Below are 14075 nucleotides of genomic sequence, written 5' to 3' on the forward strand. Positions count from 1 at the left end.
GCACCATGAATGTAGAGACAATCGTAAATTATATTAATGTATATGGCTACCTAGTCATTTTTCTCTTTTTATTCTTCGGTATTGTTGGCATTCCTGCTCCTGAAGAATCGCTGCTCTTTCTTGTCGGGGTGCTGTGTCTACATCACAAGCTCTCGTTGGAACTGGTCATGGTCTCTTCCGTTCTCGGTGCCTTTGCCGGCATGCTGACAGCCTATGTCTGTGGGCGGTACGCCGGGGTGCCTTTTATCAAAAAATACGGCAAGTATGTAGGCATTACCGATGAGCGCTTGGAAAAAGTAAGCAGTAAATATACGAAAAATGTCCGTAAAAGCATCTTGTTTGGTTTTTATCTTCCCGGTATCAGGCAAATAAGCCCATACTTTGCCGGGATCGCACACATTCCTTTCACGAAGTTTTTCCTTTTTTCTCTGCTTGGTACACTTCTCTGGACAATCCCCTTTATTTTGGCGGGATATTTCACGGGAAAGATATTCCATATTAATCCAAATTTTGCTCCTTATTTGGGCATCATTTTCTTAGTCCTTTTTTTCCTATATGTTATATTAAAGTATATAAAAGGAAAAAAACGCAAATCAACTAAATAGAGCAATATAGAACAAAACCCGAAGCGTCATTTTTCGGGTTTTTTATTTTAGCTAAATTCAATAACGCCTCTGTCTTCGTCCAACTGGACTCGCCAATCATTTATAAAAAAACACTGAATGAATCATTAAAAATCCATTAAAAACCGCGTTTTACAGGAAATCAGTGATACATTTGAAATGGAAAGCAGACATCATCCCATTTCAAGGAACGATTTCTAAATGAACAGGAGATGGAACAAATGAAAAAGATTTTGTTTTTACCACTCTTACAAATGCAGTCAGGTCATCATCAAGTTGCTGAGGCATTAATGGACCTGTTAAAAAATCATACCGACAATATAAGTGTTAAGAAAATTGACTTACTAAGCTATACCAATAAATCTTTAGAAAAAATGATTACCAATGGCTATTTAAATTGGATTCGCTATGCACCGGAAACGTACAATCTTGCTTACAAAAGCTTTTTCTATATGCCAGCCGCTAAAGAACATTCCTTTAAATGGTACCAACCCTTCTTTTTAAAGAAAATGGAACAATTGCTGGAAGAGGAAAAGCCGGATTTACTTGTTTGTACCCATGGATTCCCTTCCTACCTTCTCAGCAAATTAAAGAGGAAAGGGAAATGCAACATCCCAGTTATTAATGTGTATACGGATTTCTTTGTCAATAATGTTTGGGGGAAGGATGGAATTGACCTTCATTTTCTTCCAAGCCAGCAGGTGAAAGAAACGCTGTTCGAGCGGTATCACATTCCGAAACAGCAAATGATTGTCACAGGTATTCCCGTTCATAAAGAAATCATGAGGAATGAAGCTATACGTAAAAGCAATAATGGACGGCCGAAAGTTTTAATAGCAGGAGGGAATAGTGGTTTAGGGGGAATCGTCAAGCTAGCGGATGAGTTAAAACACTCCACGGAATTGGATTACTTCGTCCTTTGCGGCAAGAACCGAAAGCTGTATGATGAAATTCTTTCCTGGAATATTAAGCACATTAAACCATTGCCCTACCTATCATCAAGGTCAGAAATGAACAAGCTCTATGAAGCGGTTGATGCCATCATGACAAAACCTGGCGGGGTCACCATAAGTGAAGCCTTACAAAAGAGACTTCCCATCATTGTTCATACGATGCTTCCAGGTCAGGAAAAAGTTAACCTACGCTATTTAACGGATCAAAAGCTAGTATTTGAACTTGACCACAACACTTCCTTAGAAAAGCAATTACTTACAGTGTTAAAGGATCAGAAAAAAATGAATCACTGGGAGCAGGCTATTGATTCCTATCAAAAAGGAATAGAGATAGCAACCAAAGAAGAAATGGTGGAATTAATCAAAAAAGTCCTTGATCAACACTCAAAAGCAATCCCGTCAGAATTAGTCATACATTCTCAACGTTTTCACAGTGCTAGAGCATTAAATGGTGCCTGACACCCTTTACACTATGAGGAGCTTATCAATGCTATGCTATGCGTCCGCCCCCTTTTTTTTGTCATAAATCGTTTAATCTAACATAGAATCTAAGGTTAGTGAATTGATAACAAAAGGGGGAAGGATTTTTCATGTTCTATGCTGTATGGCTGGAAGGTCAATTGGTGTGGAATATCCCATTATTAACGGGACTGATTTGTATCGCTGTCCTCTACGGCTGCTTAGTAACATTTTATACGAACATAAACATCTATCATAAACAACCCCTGCTGTTTTTCCTCTGCCTATTCATATTATTCGTAACCCTGGGCAGCCCTTTATCTACACTCAGTCACTTATCATTCAGTTTTCACATGATGCAAATGAGTATTTTATACTTCATCATACCGCCTCTTTTTCTAATTGGAATTCCGGAATCTTTTCCAAAAATACAAAAAGGAATAAATAAATTATTCCTCTCTCCGTTGGTTGCCTTGTACACCTTTGCCGTCCTCTTCTTGATGTACCATTTGCCGATAGTGTTAACGTTCCTTTCAAAAAATTCATTTGTTCATAATGGATATCTAGTGCTACTGTTAATCCTGGCATTAAGTATGTGGCGCCCCATTGTAAAGGGGCAAAATAAACGGTACGTCTTTTTGAGTGGGCTCTTATTGATGCCTGCTTGTGTGCTATTCATCATAACTGGCTTTATTGGCGGATTGAATAATCCTTTCCTCGCGCAAATGACCGCTAATCTTTGTATTTCACCCTCGGCATTAAGTTCTCTTCATATCCTTCCACCTCCATTCAATACCGGAATAGACCAAATAATGGCAGGAATTCTCATGATCGTTATGCATAAATTTGCGTTATTTCTAACAGTTCGTTTCGGAAAAAAAGTACACGTGCATGAATGGGGGAGAATGGGGTAACAACCATCTCTCCCTTTTTCTATTCATACATTCCTCAATAAATAAAAGGTTCTTTGCCAAAAAAATTTCATATATGAACGAAAAAATAGCCCCTCTGAGTCATAGGAAATCCCCTTCGTATCGTTTACTTTAGACTTGTTACAGATTTCAATCCCTTTAAAAAGTTAGCTTGACTATGTAGTAATCTTTAAGGCTCTCAGGAAGGAATTATGAATATGAAAGTTTTACTGAAACTGATTTTATTTGTGGGGATGATTAGTTTAGTTGGAGGAAAGGAGACATCTGCAAATGGGTCGCTTCAAGCACAAATCAATGCTGTACCAGCAGGCGGAACACTAAAAATAGTGGCTGGTACCTATCAGGAACAGATAGTTTTAAATAAGCCGATAGTATTAGAGGCTGAAAATGGGACCGTTCTCAAAGCTTGTACCTCTAAACCAGCCATTACCATCAAGGGGAAAAGTGTGACCGTAAAAGGGATCCAGATTTCAAGCTGTAAAAAAGATAAAAGTACAGCAGTGATTAAAATGAGTGGGAAGAATCATCACCTTGAAGATGTAACCCTGAAAATGTGGAAATCCGGAATAAACCTCGACAAGGTTGAAAAAACAAGTTTTCGAAATCTTAGACTAACAGGAAACGGCAAGGGTAATGGGTTTGATCTGTGGGACTCCCACCATAATACGTTTGAAGGAATCAAGATTGAGCATGTCCAAGACGGATTTTATTTGGAGAACAGCCATAATAACACCTTTACAGGCAACACCATTAGCGATTCACGGTACGGGCTGCACGTGATGTTTTCCGACAATATTACTGCAATCAAGAATGTATCAAAACGGAATTATACCGGTGCGATGGTAATGGGTACCAACCATTCCGTCATTGCTGAAAATCAGCTGCTGGAAAATAACCAAAATGTGAACGCCCAAGGTCTGCTTCTCTACGATGTCCACAATTCAACGGTTCATCACAATCGCATAACCGATAATCGGGTCGGGATGTTTATCGAAGATTCAAGCGGGAATGAAATCACGGACAACGAAATAACCGCTAATTTTGTTGGGGCGCAAATTAATCGGATTGAGAACAATGTGATTACTGGCAATGCCTTTATCAGTAATGTAAACGACTTTCAAGCGACGGATGGAACAGATAATACGATTCAACATAATTATTGGGATGCCGCCATGAAGCTTGATATCGACGGCGATGGAAAAAGTAATTTGCCTCACAGTGCTGATCCGTTTTTTCTTAATCTAGCAAGAGAAACACCGCCATACCAGCTATTCTTTCAACACCCGGGGATGATGTTATTGCAAAAAATGCTAAAAAGCCCCGCGAACATGCTTGTAACCGACCAGGAACCATTAATGAAGAATGAGTTAAACAGCCAGCGACAATCCGAACAGCCGGAGACTATCTTCTGGGGCATCTGTCTGTCAATGATTTTCGTTAGTTTGCTAGTAATCTATTTTGGGAGGAAAAGAACATGAATCAAAAACAAATAAAAACATGCTTGATGGCTATTCTAGCCTTATTCATTATCGTCGGCTGTGGTAAAAAGGAAGTGAAACCAGTAGCCATCAATGAAGAAACGGATAAATGTGAAATCTGCCATATGGCCGTAAAAGATAACGAGTTTGCTACTGAAATTATGCTTGAAAATGGAAAATCAATGGTATTTGATGATATTGGCTGCATGTACAAATGGATGCAGGAAAATTCCGATAAAAAAATCGCCCATTCCTTTGTGAAAGACTATGACACAAAGGAATGGATTGAAGCAGATACCGCTTCATATGTGTATGACAAACCAATCAAAACCCCAATGGCCTATAATGTCATCTCGTTTACTGATAAAAAAGGTGCCCAAAGTTTTATCAATCAACATGGCGGCAGTCTATTAACCTATGAAAAGCTGGAGCACCATTCCTGGGAAAAGAATGAAGAAATGGTCAAAGAAATGAAGGAAAAGATGAAAATGCATGACAGTCAGGATAGCATGGAGATGGAACATTCAGAGGAAAGCCACTAATGGATGAATAACAAAATGAGCAAAAGGACAGTCTGCCATGATTGTCCTTTACATGAAAGGAAATGACGAATGACAAACTTATGGCTTTCTGAATGGAAGACAATGACGAGGCAGCGTTCCTACTATTTATTTCTAATCCTTTGGGTGCTGGTGTTTTCCTTGTTGTTTTTACTGGAACGAAATAATGCCGGGCTTTCCAGCTTTACGAATGTCACGGGAACGATTGTCAATATCTTGCTCTATTTACTCCCGCTATTCATGTTGATTATCGGATCTTTTTCGATTACCAATGAAATGGAAAGCGGGCAGTGGCAGCTACTCTGTACATATCCTGTCAGTATTCCCGCCTACCTTTTTGGGAAATTTGCCGGGCTGATGACGGCACAGTCGGCTGTGTTCACGCTGAGTTTTGGGATAAGCATGGTGGTAGGAAATCTTTCAGGCATCAAGCTCTCACTGCCATGGCTGCTGGGAATCTATCTCTTTTCACTACTCTTGATCTATGTGTTTCTAATACTTGGACTATTTCTTGGAACAGCAGCGAAAACAAGATGGAAGGCATTAATGGCGTCAGTTGCCGCCTGGTTCTTCCTCATTATGATTTGGCCAACCGCTTTGATTGCCATTTTAGGGCTCTTTCCTTACCCAATGATTGATCCGTTAATGAAAGTAGCGATGCTCCTCAATCCTGCTGAGTTTTTGCGTTTCTTTTTAATCATTCAATGGGATAGCGGCGCAATTTTTGGTGCGTCGTATGATGCGGTTGTTCATCTATTCCAATCAGGTGCCGGCTGGATCATTTTGATTGGCTACATGATGGTCTACCTATTGATTTTGTTTTCCCTCTCGATCCTGTTCCTAAAAAGAAGGAGATTTCTATGATTGATATCAAAAATGTTTCCAAGGTTTTTAAACAGAAAACAGCCCTTTACCCATTGTCATTAACAGCAGCAGATGGTGAGTGCATCGTCCTCTGTGGTGGAAATGGCGCCGGGAAAAGCACACTACTGCATATCATTGCCGGAATTTCTGCACCAAACGACGGCACTGTCCTGATCAATCAGGTTGATATCAAACAAAATCGTATGCAATATGTTTCGTTAATCGGTTATATGCCGGATGAATTTTTTGCCCAAGAAACACTGACGGTCAAGGAGTTTTTAACTTTTTATGGAACATTCCGTAAGACTTCGCAATCCCGGGTGGAGGATGTGATCCACCTTCTTGGGTTAGCGGCTAAAAAAGATGTGATGATGAAACACCTATCAAAGGGGATGCGCCAACGGCTGTTATTTGGTCAGGCATGGCTGGCAAACCCCTCGGTGCTAATTCTTGATGAACCGACAAACGGCCTCGATCCGTATTGGATTGATGTATTTATTGGAATGCTGAAAAAAATAAAACAAAGCGGCACGACGATTATTTTTTCGACCCATATGATGGATGTGGCCGCCGAAGTGGCTGACCGGATCATCTTTATGGAAAATGGAAGGATGATTGAAGCAATTCAAAATGATCACAGTAATCCAAAACAATTTATGATGGAACTGCTAGGCCGCTACCGTCAAAAGGAGGAATAATCCGGACCGATATGTTTTAATGAAGTGAAAGAGGTGGTGTGGATGTCGTATCGTACATTAAAATTAATCGCAATTTTAATCCCTCCCCTGCTTATAGGGGGATTTGAACTCATCCGTCATAATACTTTATTACTGCAAAATTTGTCGATGGAGACAGGTAACTACTTGATAATTCTTTTAACATTGGTTGTTTCTTATGGGTTTTCCACTTGGATGTTTAAGATGATTGAGGAAAAAAATCACCGCCTTACAACAGAGCGGGAAATGCGTGCCGTTTATGAAGAAAGAGAACGACTGGCAAAAGAATTACACGATAACATTGCCCAGACTTTATTTTTGTTAAAGGTGAATTTAAAAAAGGGAAAAATAAATGAAGCGAGCGGACTCGTCAATTCCATCGATGCAAATCTCAGGCAAGCGATTTATAATTTGCGCGTGAACCCGCTTGAGATTATTTCCTTTCCGAAACGGGTGGAGAATTGGCTGAATGACTGGAGTACAGTTTCCGGGATTGAAACAAATGCGACCATTCAGATACCGGAAGGCTATTTTAGCCCTGCGGAAGAGGTTCAGCTTTTCGGTATTATCCAGGAGGCATTTACAAATATCAGAAAACACTCCGGGGCACATTCGGCCGTTTTACTACTGCAGCTGATCCCCAATGGTTGGGAAATGAACATTTCAGACGATGGGAACGGGTTTACGAAAAACGAACGGAGTCTGAATCAATATGGTCTCATCATGTTAAAGGAACGAGCTGAAAAAATGGGGGCGGTGCTTGACATCACCTCAGAAAAAAATCACGGGACAAAAATAACGGTAAAAGGGAGCGATACATGATGGTTCCTTATCGAGTTTTGATTGCTGACGATCACCCCCATGCAAGGCAGGCCATTATGGCAATCCTGGAAGAAGAACCGCTGTTTACCATTGTAGGTCAAGCGAGGAATGGCAAGGAAGCGATCGAACTGTGCAGCGAACATCTTCCCGACATTTTATTAATTGATATTGAAATGCCGATTTTAGATGGGTTGGAGGCAACGAAAATCATCAAGGAGAAATATCCGTTTATCAAAGTGATTATCTTAAGTGTCTCCGACAATGTCGGGGATTTATTTACCAGCATTCAGTACGGCGCCCAGGGCTATTTATTAAAAAATATGGACCCCGATGATTGGCTTCAGTATCTTCATTCCATTGTTGACGGGTCAAACGCAACAACAAGGGATATGGCTGGAAAACTGCTCTATCAATTTCGTGAACGCGATTTGCAAAACACGCCGGCAATCAGTTCATTGACCCCGAGGGAAAAGGAAATTCTCCTTCTAGTATCAGAAGGCCGAACCAATAAACAGATTGCCGAACACCTGTTTATTGCTGAAAATACGGTAAAAAATCACATCAAAAATCTGCTCGAAAAGCTTGGTCTTGAAAATAGGGTACAGCTTGCCTCGTATGCAGTTAAATATATTACAAAATAAAATGGGGTATATTACTAGTGGAGTGTTTAGAATTTTAAACATCAGGGGGCGATTTCCATTTATAAAAAACAGGAACGGAAGCTCATTTGGCTGTCCTTTATTGTTGCTTCGATTCTAGGACTAGCGATTATTGGACGGATCGTATCGGGCTAAGGTAGGGAGGCCGCAAATGGGAAATGAAGAAACAGTATTTTTAAGCCGTGTATTAACAGAAATGACCTTATCCTTTCACATCATTTATGCAACCATTGGTGTCGGTATACCACTGATGATCATGATTGCCCAATGGGTTGGGATTCGGAAAAATGACGAGCATTATATTTTACTGGCAAGACGGTGGACACGGGGATTCGTGATTACCGTCGCGGTTGGGGTTGTGACCGGGACAGCAATCGGCCTGCAGCTCTCACTGTTATGGCCGAATTTTATGGAGCTTGCGGGGAACACGATTGCCCTGCCATTATTTATGGAAACCTTCGCCTTCTTTTTTGAGGCAATATTTTTAGGCATCTACCTATATACATGGGATCGATTTGAGAATCAGAGAAAGCATCTGCTGCTGCTGATTCCCGTTGCGTTGGGGGCCTCTTTTTCCGCCGTGTTTATCACAATTGTGAATGCGTTTATGAATGCACCGCAAGGCTTTGACCTCGTTAACGGGCAACTGGTAAATGTTAGCCCGCTCTTGGCAATGTTTAACCCGGCGATGCCGTCAAAAGTGGCCCACGTCGTGATAACAGCTTATATGACTTCGGCTTTTGTACTGGCTTCCATCGGCGCTTTTCGGCTGCTGAAGGGGTCCAACCAGGTGTACCATCAAAAGGCAGTATTTTTAACAATGAAGCTCGGGCTCATTTTTTCGATTGCTACAGCGGTTCTCGGCGATTTTTCCGGAAAGTATTTAGCGGAATATCAGCCGGAAAAATTAGCTGCAGCGGAGTGGCATTTTGAAACAGAAAAAGGAGCACCACTGATTTTGTACGGTGTCCTTGATGACGGAGAAATAAAGTATGCCATTAAAATTCCATTTGGACTGAGCATCTTAGCCCACAGCAGCCCAAATGCCGAAGTCATCGGATTAGACCAATTTAAGGAGGCCGACCAGCCGCCGCTTTATATCCATTATATGTTTGACTTAATGGTGACCATTGGGATGTGGATGGTGCTTTTATCATTGGTGTATGTCGTCGGGACATGGCGTAAATGGCGGTTTATTTTAACAAAATGGTTTAGATGGCTGATGGTGCTCGGCGGTCCCCTGTCGATTATCGCGATTGAAGCGGGTTGGTGGCTCGACGAGGTTGGGCGCCAGCCGTGGGTTTTGCGCGGAATTATGCGGACAAAGGATGCGGCTACCTCAAGCGGACAAGTGGATACGATGCTATGGCTGTTTGCCGGATTATATCTTATCCTCGGCATTGGCAGTGTGTTCGTATTATGGCGGATGTTCCGCAGTAATCCTGTGGAACAGGAATTAGCTGACAGGGCAGCAGATAGGGCTGGTGACATGAAATGACACTTGAAATCCTCGGCATTACCGTATTGGGCATCTTTCTATTTGGGTATATTATTGTCGCCTCGATTGACTTTGGCGCTGGGTTTTTTAATGCCTTCAGTACAATTACAGGCAAAGAGCATATTTTAACGAAGGTGATTCAACGGTATTTATCACCTGTTTGGGAAGTCACGAACGTCTTTCTCGTCTTTTTCTTCGTCGGGATTGTCGGTTTTTTTCCGAAAACCGCATATTATTTTGGCTCAACCTTACTTGTCCCGGCGAGCATCGCGATTATTCTTCTGGCGATTCGCGGTGCCTATTATGCGTTTACCACCTATGGAGGATTGAAGCATAAACGTTACACCATCTTGTACGGTCTGACAGGATTATTTATCCCAGCCTCCTTATCAATTGTTTTGACGATTTCCGAGGGTGGCTTTGTAACCCTGAAGGATTCGGGACCGGTACTCGATTATTGGGCTTTGTTTACGAGTCCATTAACTTGGAGTATTGTTGTTCTCAGTCTGACATCCGTCTTATATATTTCCGCCGCGTTTTTAACATGGTATGCCCAAAAAGCAAAAGACAGGCAGGCGGCGAATCTGCTGCGGAAATATGCGCTTGTGTGGGCGGGACCGGCGATCATCACCGCTGCCGGCATTATTGTGGAAATGAAGAATCATAATCCGGAGCATTATGAACGATTAGTCGATCTTTGGTGGCTTTTTGGATTATCCTTGATTTTCTTCTTGGGAACCGTTTATTTACTTTGGCAGCGGATTGCCTATGGTTTTGCGTTTTGGCTGCTGATCGGACAATTCACGCTCGCCTTTTTAGCTTATGGGATTTCTCATTATCCTTATTTAATGTATCCGTACTTAACGCTTTATGACAGCTTTACGAATCAGGCAATGGCGACCGCGCTGGTGATTGCGTTTATTGCCGGGCTATGCCTGCTCCTGCCGTCGCTGTATTTGTTGCTCAGGCTGTTCTTGTTTAACAAGGCATATGTACAAGGTGATCGAAATGATCATGCGTAAAGGGGGCTAGCAGCGTGTTGGACGAGTTTTTGATGTTTTATGCACCATTTCTAGTGCTGATTGCATCCATCCTAGCCGCGTTTTGGATCGCCCCGAAAGATGATGCAGTGGAAAAATAACATAAATACAGAAATGACGTGTGCCAATTCACACGTCATTTTTAATGTTATTTTTAATACAATTAATCGGGACCTTTTCTACCTTAAAGGTCCTCCTTTTATAATTAAAAAAATTGACACATATAACTTTATCCAATAACATATATTGGTGTTACGATTTAATAGAAAAGTAACACGATTAAGGTGCATCTACAGGGGAAACGGACAGCGAACCATACTTTACCCCTTTTAAACTAAGTAATTTATCACGTAAAGTACGGATATTTTGGGCATTCCCGCGAACGACAATCATCTCGAGGCAATTATGATGATCTAGGTGAAAATGGGTCGTCGCTAGAATAGTATCATGATAGTCATGCTGAATTGTGGTTAGTTCTCCCATAAGATGGCGTTGATGATGGTCGTAAAAGATTAGGAGACATCCTGCAACCTCATGATCATCTTGTTCCCATTTATGTTTGACCAACTTTTCACGGACTAAATCACGAACAGCCTCGGAGCGGGTTTTATATCCTTTTTCCTCGATTAATTGATCGAAGCTTTCGAGTAGGCCCTCTTCCATGGATACGCCAAACCGGCTTAAATTATTTGAAGTCAAAGTAGCGTGCCTCCTTCCTAATAAAGTAACCATATCATAAATATTTTTATAGAAAAAGTGAAAAGGAGAATCATTATGCACATTCCTGATGGAATATTAAGTCCAACTATTTTAGCGGCAGGTGCAGCTGTGTCGGTTGTCGTCCTTGCCAAGAGTGTTCAAAAATCGAAAAAAAATCTTGAGCAAACGGCTGTTCCGATTATGGGAGTGATGGCTGCCTTTATCTTTGCGGCACAAATGGTAAATTTCCCGCTATTAGGTGCGGCAGCATCCGGCCATTTGATTGGGGGGGCGCTGGCTGCCTATCTGTTTGGATTCTGGCCGACGACGCTCATTATGACAACGGTGGTTACGATCCAAGCGGTTGTGTTCCAGGATGGTGGAATCAGCGTGCTGGGTGTCAATATCCTAAATATGGCAATCCTTGCGCCGCTAGCCGCTTCGCTTGTTTATAAACTTTTACGAAAAAGTAAAGTACCTGTCTCGGTAATGGTCTTTATCGCCGGCTGGGTGTCGGTTGTCGTTACATCCGCTTTTGCCGCCCTTCAGCTCGGTGCGTCACACGTTGTTTCCTATCAATTGGCATTGCAAACACTTATTTTGTGGCATGCGATAATTGGGATAGGGGAAGGCTTGATTACAGCAGCGGTCGTTCCATTTGCCCGACGGTCGTCCTTTTTCCTTAGAAGCAGAGAGGAGCATTCATAATGAAGAAACGAATCTATCTGTGGATCGCGGTATCGCTAGTAATTGCCGGTGCTGTATCTTTACTTGCATCCGAGCATCCGGATGGCTATGAAAAAGCAGGTGAACAGTTGGGGTTTATTGACAGGGCAACATCGATTCTCCATTCTCCGCTACCTGATTACACTATTCCAGGTGTACATTCATGGTTGTCGTCAAGTCTTGCCGGACTCATAGGCGTTGCAATTACATTTTTCATCTTTTTGTTGCTTGGAAAAATGGCTGGAAAACGCAGATGATTGTACTGCCAAAGCCAAGAGTAAAAGTGGTGATGTCCCTTTTCCTGATCATTCTAGGTGTTTTACCGAAGGATCTGGTGATGATTGGGGGAAATCTCGTCATCGGTACACTGCTTCTGCTTATTTATCGTATTCCGCTTCGGGCGTTTGTCAAACAGCTAAAGCCCATCGCCTTCTTTATGCTGTTTACGTTTCTATTTTTTCCAATCTATGAAGGCGGCCATGGCTGGATAAAAGCACTCCAATACAGCGGCCGCTTGCTGTTTGTCGCCCAGGTGCTCACCTTTTTGTTTTATCGCATGGGGATCATCCCTTTTTTACAAGTGTTAGCTGAACTCCGGCTTCCATCGATTTTTATAGAGCTCATCATGTTTACATTGCGATTTATGGACGTGTTTCGCGGAGAGGTGCGGCAAATGCTATTAAGCCTGCGGAGCAGAGGCTTTTATACAGGAAATTGGTTTCAGGTTAAGAAGTACCGGGTGTTAGGCGGACTGTTGGGAAGCTTGCTGCTTCGCTCCTTTCAACGCTCGGAACGGATTTATTTAGGGATGTTAAGCAAGGGCTATAAAGGAGAACGCAAGCCATTGAAAACAGAAATTGTGCCTAAATATGAATGGCTGCATTGTGCAGTGTGGGTCGTCGGCGTTCTTTGCTTGTTTTTTGTAGGAGGTAAGCGATAGTGGATATATTTCGATTTAATAGTGTGTCGTATGGCTATACGAAGGACAAGCCGATATTACGCGATATCTCTTTCTCGATTCTTGAAGGGAGGAAGACAGCGATTGTCGGCGCAAATGGAGCGGGAAAGTCGACGATTTTGTTTCATTTGAATGGGCTGTATACCCAGCAGCAAGGGGATATTTTTTTCCGCGATCAGAAGCTTGATAAGAAGGTACGGAAAGAATTATTTAGGCATGTTGGCATCGTTTTTCAAGACCCTGACGACCAGCTTATTTCGTTAACGGTGTCCGATGATATTGCGTTTGGACCTTTGCAAATGGATGTAACGGCTGAAGAGACCCAGGAAAGAGTGGAAAAATATATCAAGCTATTAGGAATTGAGCATTTACTGACGGACAATCCATCCGAACTAAGCTATGGGCAAAAAAAGCATGTCACCGTTGCCGGGGTGCTGGCGATGGAGTCAGATGTGTTTATTTTAGATGAGCCGATGGCGTTTCTTGATCCCTATGGAAAAGAACGGATGGCATCGATTTTACAATTGCTGCAGGATCAAGGCAAAACGGTGATTGTGACCACACATGATATGCAATTTGTTGCGGAGTGGGCGGACGATGTGATTGTCATTCATCAGGGTCAGTGCCTAGGGACATTTCAAGCAAGAGAGCTTTTCGGGCGCCATGATATTATGAAACAGGCGAATTTGACGCTGCCGCCGATTGTCGAATTAATGACCGCCATTTGGAATGGCAATAAAGAAGATATGCCGATTCGAGTCGAAGAGGCAAAGAACTGGTTAACTAAGAAAATATAATGTAAGTATGGGGGGACTAATGTTGTCGCCCTTTTTTTTTGTAAAAAAACATTGACATTCAAACCATCATTTGAATATTATGTAATCAAATGAACATTTGAATGAAGGATGTGACCCATATGAAAGAGCGTGATGTTTACGAGATTACATGTGTGGATAGCGAAAAAACGATCCGAGTGCAGCAGCATCTTGAAAAAGGCAGCCATATCCTTGAAGTGTCAAAGCTTTTTAAAGCATTGTTGCCGGTGCCATTTTCAAAAAAGCAGCATACCTTAACATAGACATCCGGGT

Annotated in this window: 18 protein-coding genes; 17 read left to right on the forward strand and 1 reads right to left on the reverse strand. The window is 42.0% G+C overall.

Annotation, left to right across the window (positions count from 1 at the left end):
* Nucleotides 1-5 precede the first annotated feature (5 nt).
* From ACIQXV_RS19420 to cydS, 12 genes are all read left to right on the forward strand, one after another.
* A complete protein-coding gene (locus tag ACIQXV_RS19420) occupies nt 6-605 on the forward strand; it encodes a DedA family protein (RefSeq protein WP_402961244.1) in 600 nt (199 codons plus the stop codon).
* A gap of 239 nt (nt 606-844) precedes the next feature.
* Complete coding sequence (locus ACIQXV_RS19425; RefSeq protein ID WP_402961246.1) at nt 845-2035, forward strand: MGDG synthase family glycosyltransferase; 1191 nt, start codon at nt 845-847, stop codon at nt 2033-2035.
* Nucleotides 2036-2166: 131 nt separating this feature from the next.
* Complete coding sequence (locus ACIQXV_RS19430) at nt 2167-2949, forward strand: cytochrome c oxidase assembly protein (RefSeq protein WP_402961248.1); 783 nt, start codon at nt 2167-2169, stop codon at nt 2947-2949.
* A gap of 209 nt (nt 2950-3158) precedes the next feature.
* Complete coding sequence (locus ACIQXV_RS19435) at nt 3159-4445, forward strand: right-handed parallel beta-helix repeat-containing protein (protein WP_402961250.1); 1287 nt, start codon at nt 3159-3161, stop codon at nt 4443-4445.
* Nucleotides 4442-4987 (forward strand): nitrous oxide reductase accessory protein NosL, encoded by a 546-nt coding sequence (locus tag ACIQXV_RS19440; RefSeq protein WP_402961252.1) that lies wholly within the window; start codon nt 4442-4444, stop codon nt 4985-4987. Before ACIQXV_RS19435 ends, ACIQXV_RS19440 begins: the two co-directional genes overlap by 4 nt.
* Before the next feature lie 69 nt (nt 4988-5056).
* Complete coding sequence (locus tag ACIQXV_RS19445; RefSeq protein WP_402961254.1) at nt 5057-5869, forward strand: ABC transporter permease; 813 nt, start codon at nt 5057-5059, stop codon at nt 5867-5869.
* A complete protein-coding gene (locus ACIQXV_RS19450) occupies nt 5860-6567 on the forward strand; it encodes an ABC transporter ATP-binding protein (protein WP_402961469.1) in 708 nt (235 codons plus the stop codon). The genes ACIQXV_RS19445 and ACIQXV_RS19450 overlap by 10 nt, the downstream gene beginning before the upstream one ends.
* A gap of 42 nt (nt 6568-6609) precedes the next feature.
* Entirely contained in the window at nt 6610-7407 is a 798-nt protein-coding gene (locus tag ACIQXV_RS19455; RefSeq protein ID WP_402961256.1) for a sensor histidine kinase, read from the forward strand.
* Complete coding sequence (locus tag ACIQXV_RS19460) at nt 7407-8048, forward strand: response regulator (RefSeq protein WP_402961471.1); 642 nt, start codon at nt 7407-7409, stop codon at nt 8046-8048. Before ACIQXV_RS19455 ends, ACIQXV_RS19460 begins: the two co-directional genes overlap by 1 nt.
* A 169-nt stretch (nt 8049-8217) precedes the next feature.
* A complete protein-coding gene (locus ACIQXV_RS19465) occupies nt 8218-9564 on the forward strand; it encodes a cytochrome ubiquinol oxidase subunit I (protein ID WP_402961258.1) in 1347 nt (448 codons plus the stop codon).
* A complete protein-coding gene (locus ACIQXV_RS19470; protein ID WP_402961260.1) occupies nt 9561-10586 on the forward strand; it encodes a cytochrome d ubiquinol oxidase subunit II in 1026 nt (341 codons plus the stop codon). The genes ACIQXV_RS19465 and ACIQXV_RS19470 overlap by 4 nt, the downstream gene beginning before the upstream one ends.
* 17 nt (nt 10587-10603) lie before the next feature.
* Nucleotides 10604-10705, forward strand: coding sequence for a cytochrome bd oxidase small subunit CydS family protein (gene cydS, locus ACIQXV_RS19475; RefSeq protein WP_483874209.1), 102 nt, complete (start codon nt 10604-10606; stop codon nt 10703-10705).
* A gap of 178 nt (nt 10706-10883) precedes the next feature.
* Here cydS and nikR read toward each other — a convergent pair whose 3' ends face one another.
* Nucleotides 10884-11303 carry a nickel-responsive transcriptional regulator NikR gene (nikR, locus tag ACIQXV_RS19480; protein ID WP_402961264.1) on the reverse strand — a complete coding sequence of 140 codons (420 nt, stop codon included), beginning with the start codon at nt 11301-11303 and terminating at the stop codon, nt 10884-10886.
* A gap of 75 nt (nt 11304-11378) precedes the next feature.
* Between nikR and ACIQXV_RS19485 the strand changes: the two genes are divergently transcribed.
* The 5 genes from ACIQXV_RS19485 to ACIQXV_RS19505 all read left to right on the forward strand — a co-directional run bounded on the left by ACIQXV_RS19485 (nt 11379) and on the right by ACIQXV_RS19505 (nt 14065).
* The gene (locus ACIQXV_RS19485; protein ID WP_402961266.1) at nt 11379-12011 is read left to right on the forward strand and encodes an energy-coupling factor ABC transporter permease; all 633 of its coding nucleotides are present in this window, start codon (nt 11379-11381) and stop codon (nt 12009-12011) included.
* Nucleotides 12011-12286, forward strand: coding sequence for a PDGLE domain-containing protein (locus tag ACIQXV_RS19490; RefSeq protein WP_402961268.1), 276 nt, complete (start codon nt 12011-12013; stop codon nt 12284-12286). Before ACIQXV_RS19485 ends, ACIQXV_RS19490 begins: the two co-directional genes overlap by 1 nt.
* The gene (locus ACIQXV_RS19495; protein ID WP_402961270.1) at nt 12283-12969 is read left to right on the forward strand and encodes an energy-coupling factor transporter transmembrane component T family protein; all 687 of its coding nucleotides are present in this window, start codon (nt 12283-12285) and stop codon (nt 12967-12969) included. Before ACIQXV_RS19490 ends, ACIQXV_RS19495 begins: the two co-directional genes overlap by 4 nt.
* Nucleotides 12969-13784, forward strand: a complete 816-nt coding sequence (locus tag ACIQXV_RS19500; RefSeq protein WP_402961272.1) for an energy-coupling factor ABC transporter ATP-binding protein — start codon at nt 12969-12971, stop codon at nt 13782-13784. Before ACIQXV_RS19495 ends, ACIQXV_RS19500 begins: the two co-directional genes overlap by 1 nt.
* A 119-nt stretch (nt 13785-13903) precedes the next feature.
* Nucleotides 13904-14065 (forward strand): hypothetical protein, encoded by a 162-nt coding sequence (locus ACIQXV_RS19505; protein ID WP_402961274.1) that lies wholly within the window; start codon nt 13904-13906, stop codon nt 14063-14065.
* The last annotated feature ends 10 nt before the right edge of the window (nt 14066-14075 follow it).

Source organism: Neobacillus sp. NPDC097160 (assembly GCF_044762155.1).
Taxonomy (GTDB): Bacteria; Bacillota; Bacilli; order Bacillales; family Cytobacillaceae; genus Neobacillus.

Bases quoted from the DNA above. Each gene is read 5' to 3' on its own strand.
- ACIQXV_RS19420 (WP_402961244.1), top strand. From the start codon at position 6: ATGAATGTAGAGACAATCGTAAATTATATTAATGTATATGGCTACCTA.
- ACIQXV_RS19425 (WP_402961246.1), top strand. From the start codon at position 845: ATGAAAAAGATTTTGTTTTTACCACTCTTACAAATGCAGTCAGGTCAT.
- ACIQXV_RS19430 (WP_402961248.1), top strand. From the start codon at position 2,167: ATGTTCTATGCTGTATGGCTGGAAGGTCAATTGGTGTGGAATATCCCA.
- ACIQXV_RS19435 (WP_402961250.1), top strand. From the start codon at position 3,159: ATGAATATGAAAGTTTTACTGAAACTGATTTTATTTGTGGGGATGATT.
- ACIQXV_RS19440 (WP_402961252.1), top strand. From the start codon at position 4,442: ATGAATCAAAAACAAATAAAAACATGCTTGATGGCTATTCTAGCCTTA.
- ACIQXV_RS19445 (WP_402961254.1), top strand. From the start codon at position 5,057: ATGACAAACTTATGGCTTTCTGAATGGAAGACAATGACGAGGCAGCGT.
- ACIQXV_RS19455 (WP_402961256.1), top strand. From the start codon at position 6,610: ATGTCGTATCGTACATTAAAATTAATCGCAATTTTAATCCCTCCCCTG.
- ACIQXV_RS19460 (WP_402961471.1), top strand. From the start codon at position 7,407: ATGGTTCCTTATCGAGTTTTGATTGCTGACGATCACCCCCATGCAAGG.
- ACIQXV_RS19465 (WP_402961258.1), top strand. From the start codon at position 8,218: ATGGGAAATGAAGAAACAGTATTTTTAAGCCGTGTATTAACAGAAATG.
- ACIQXV_RS19470 (WP_402961260.1), top strand. From the start codon at position 9,561: ATGACACTTGAAATCCTCGGCATTACCGTATTGGGCATCTTTCTATTT.
- ACIQXV_RS19485 (WP_402961266.1), top strand. From the start codon at position 11,379: ATGCACATTCCTGATGGAATATTAAGTCCAACTATTTTAGCGGCAGGT.
- ACIQXV_RS19490 (WP_402961268.1), top strand. From the start codon at position 12,011: ATGAAGAAACGAATCTATCTGTGGATCGCGGTATCGCTAGTAATTGCC.
- ACIQXV_RS19495 (WP_402961270.1), top strand. From the start codon at position 12,283: ATGATTGTACTGCCAAAGCCAAGAGTAAAAGTGGTGATGTCCCTTTTC.
- ACIQXV_RS19505 (WP_402961274.1), top strand. From the start codon at position 13,904: ATGAAAGAGCGTGATGTTTACGAGATTACATGTGTGGATAGCGAAAAA.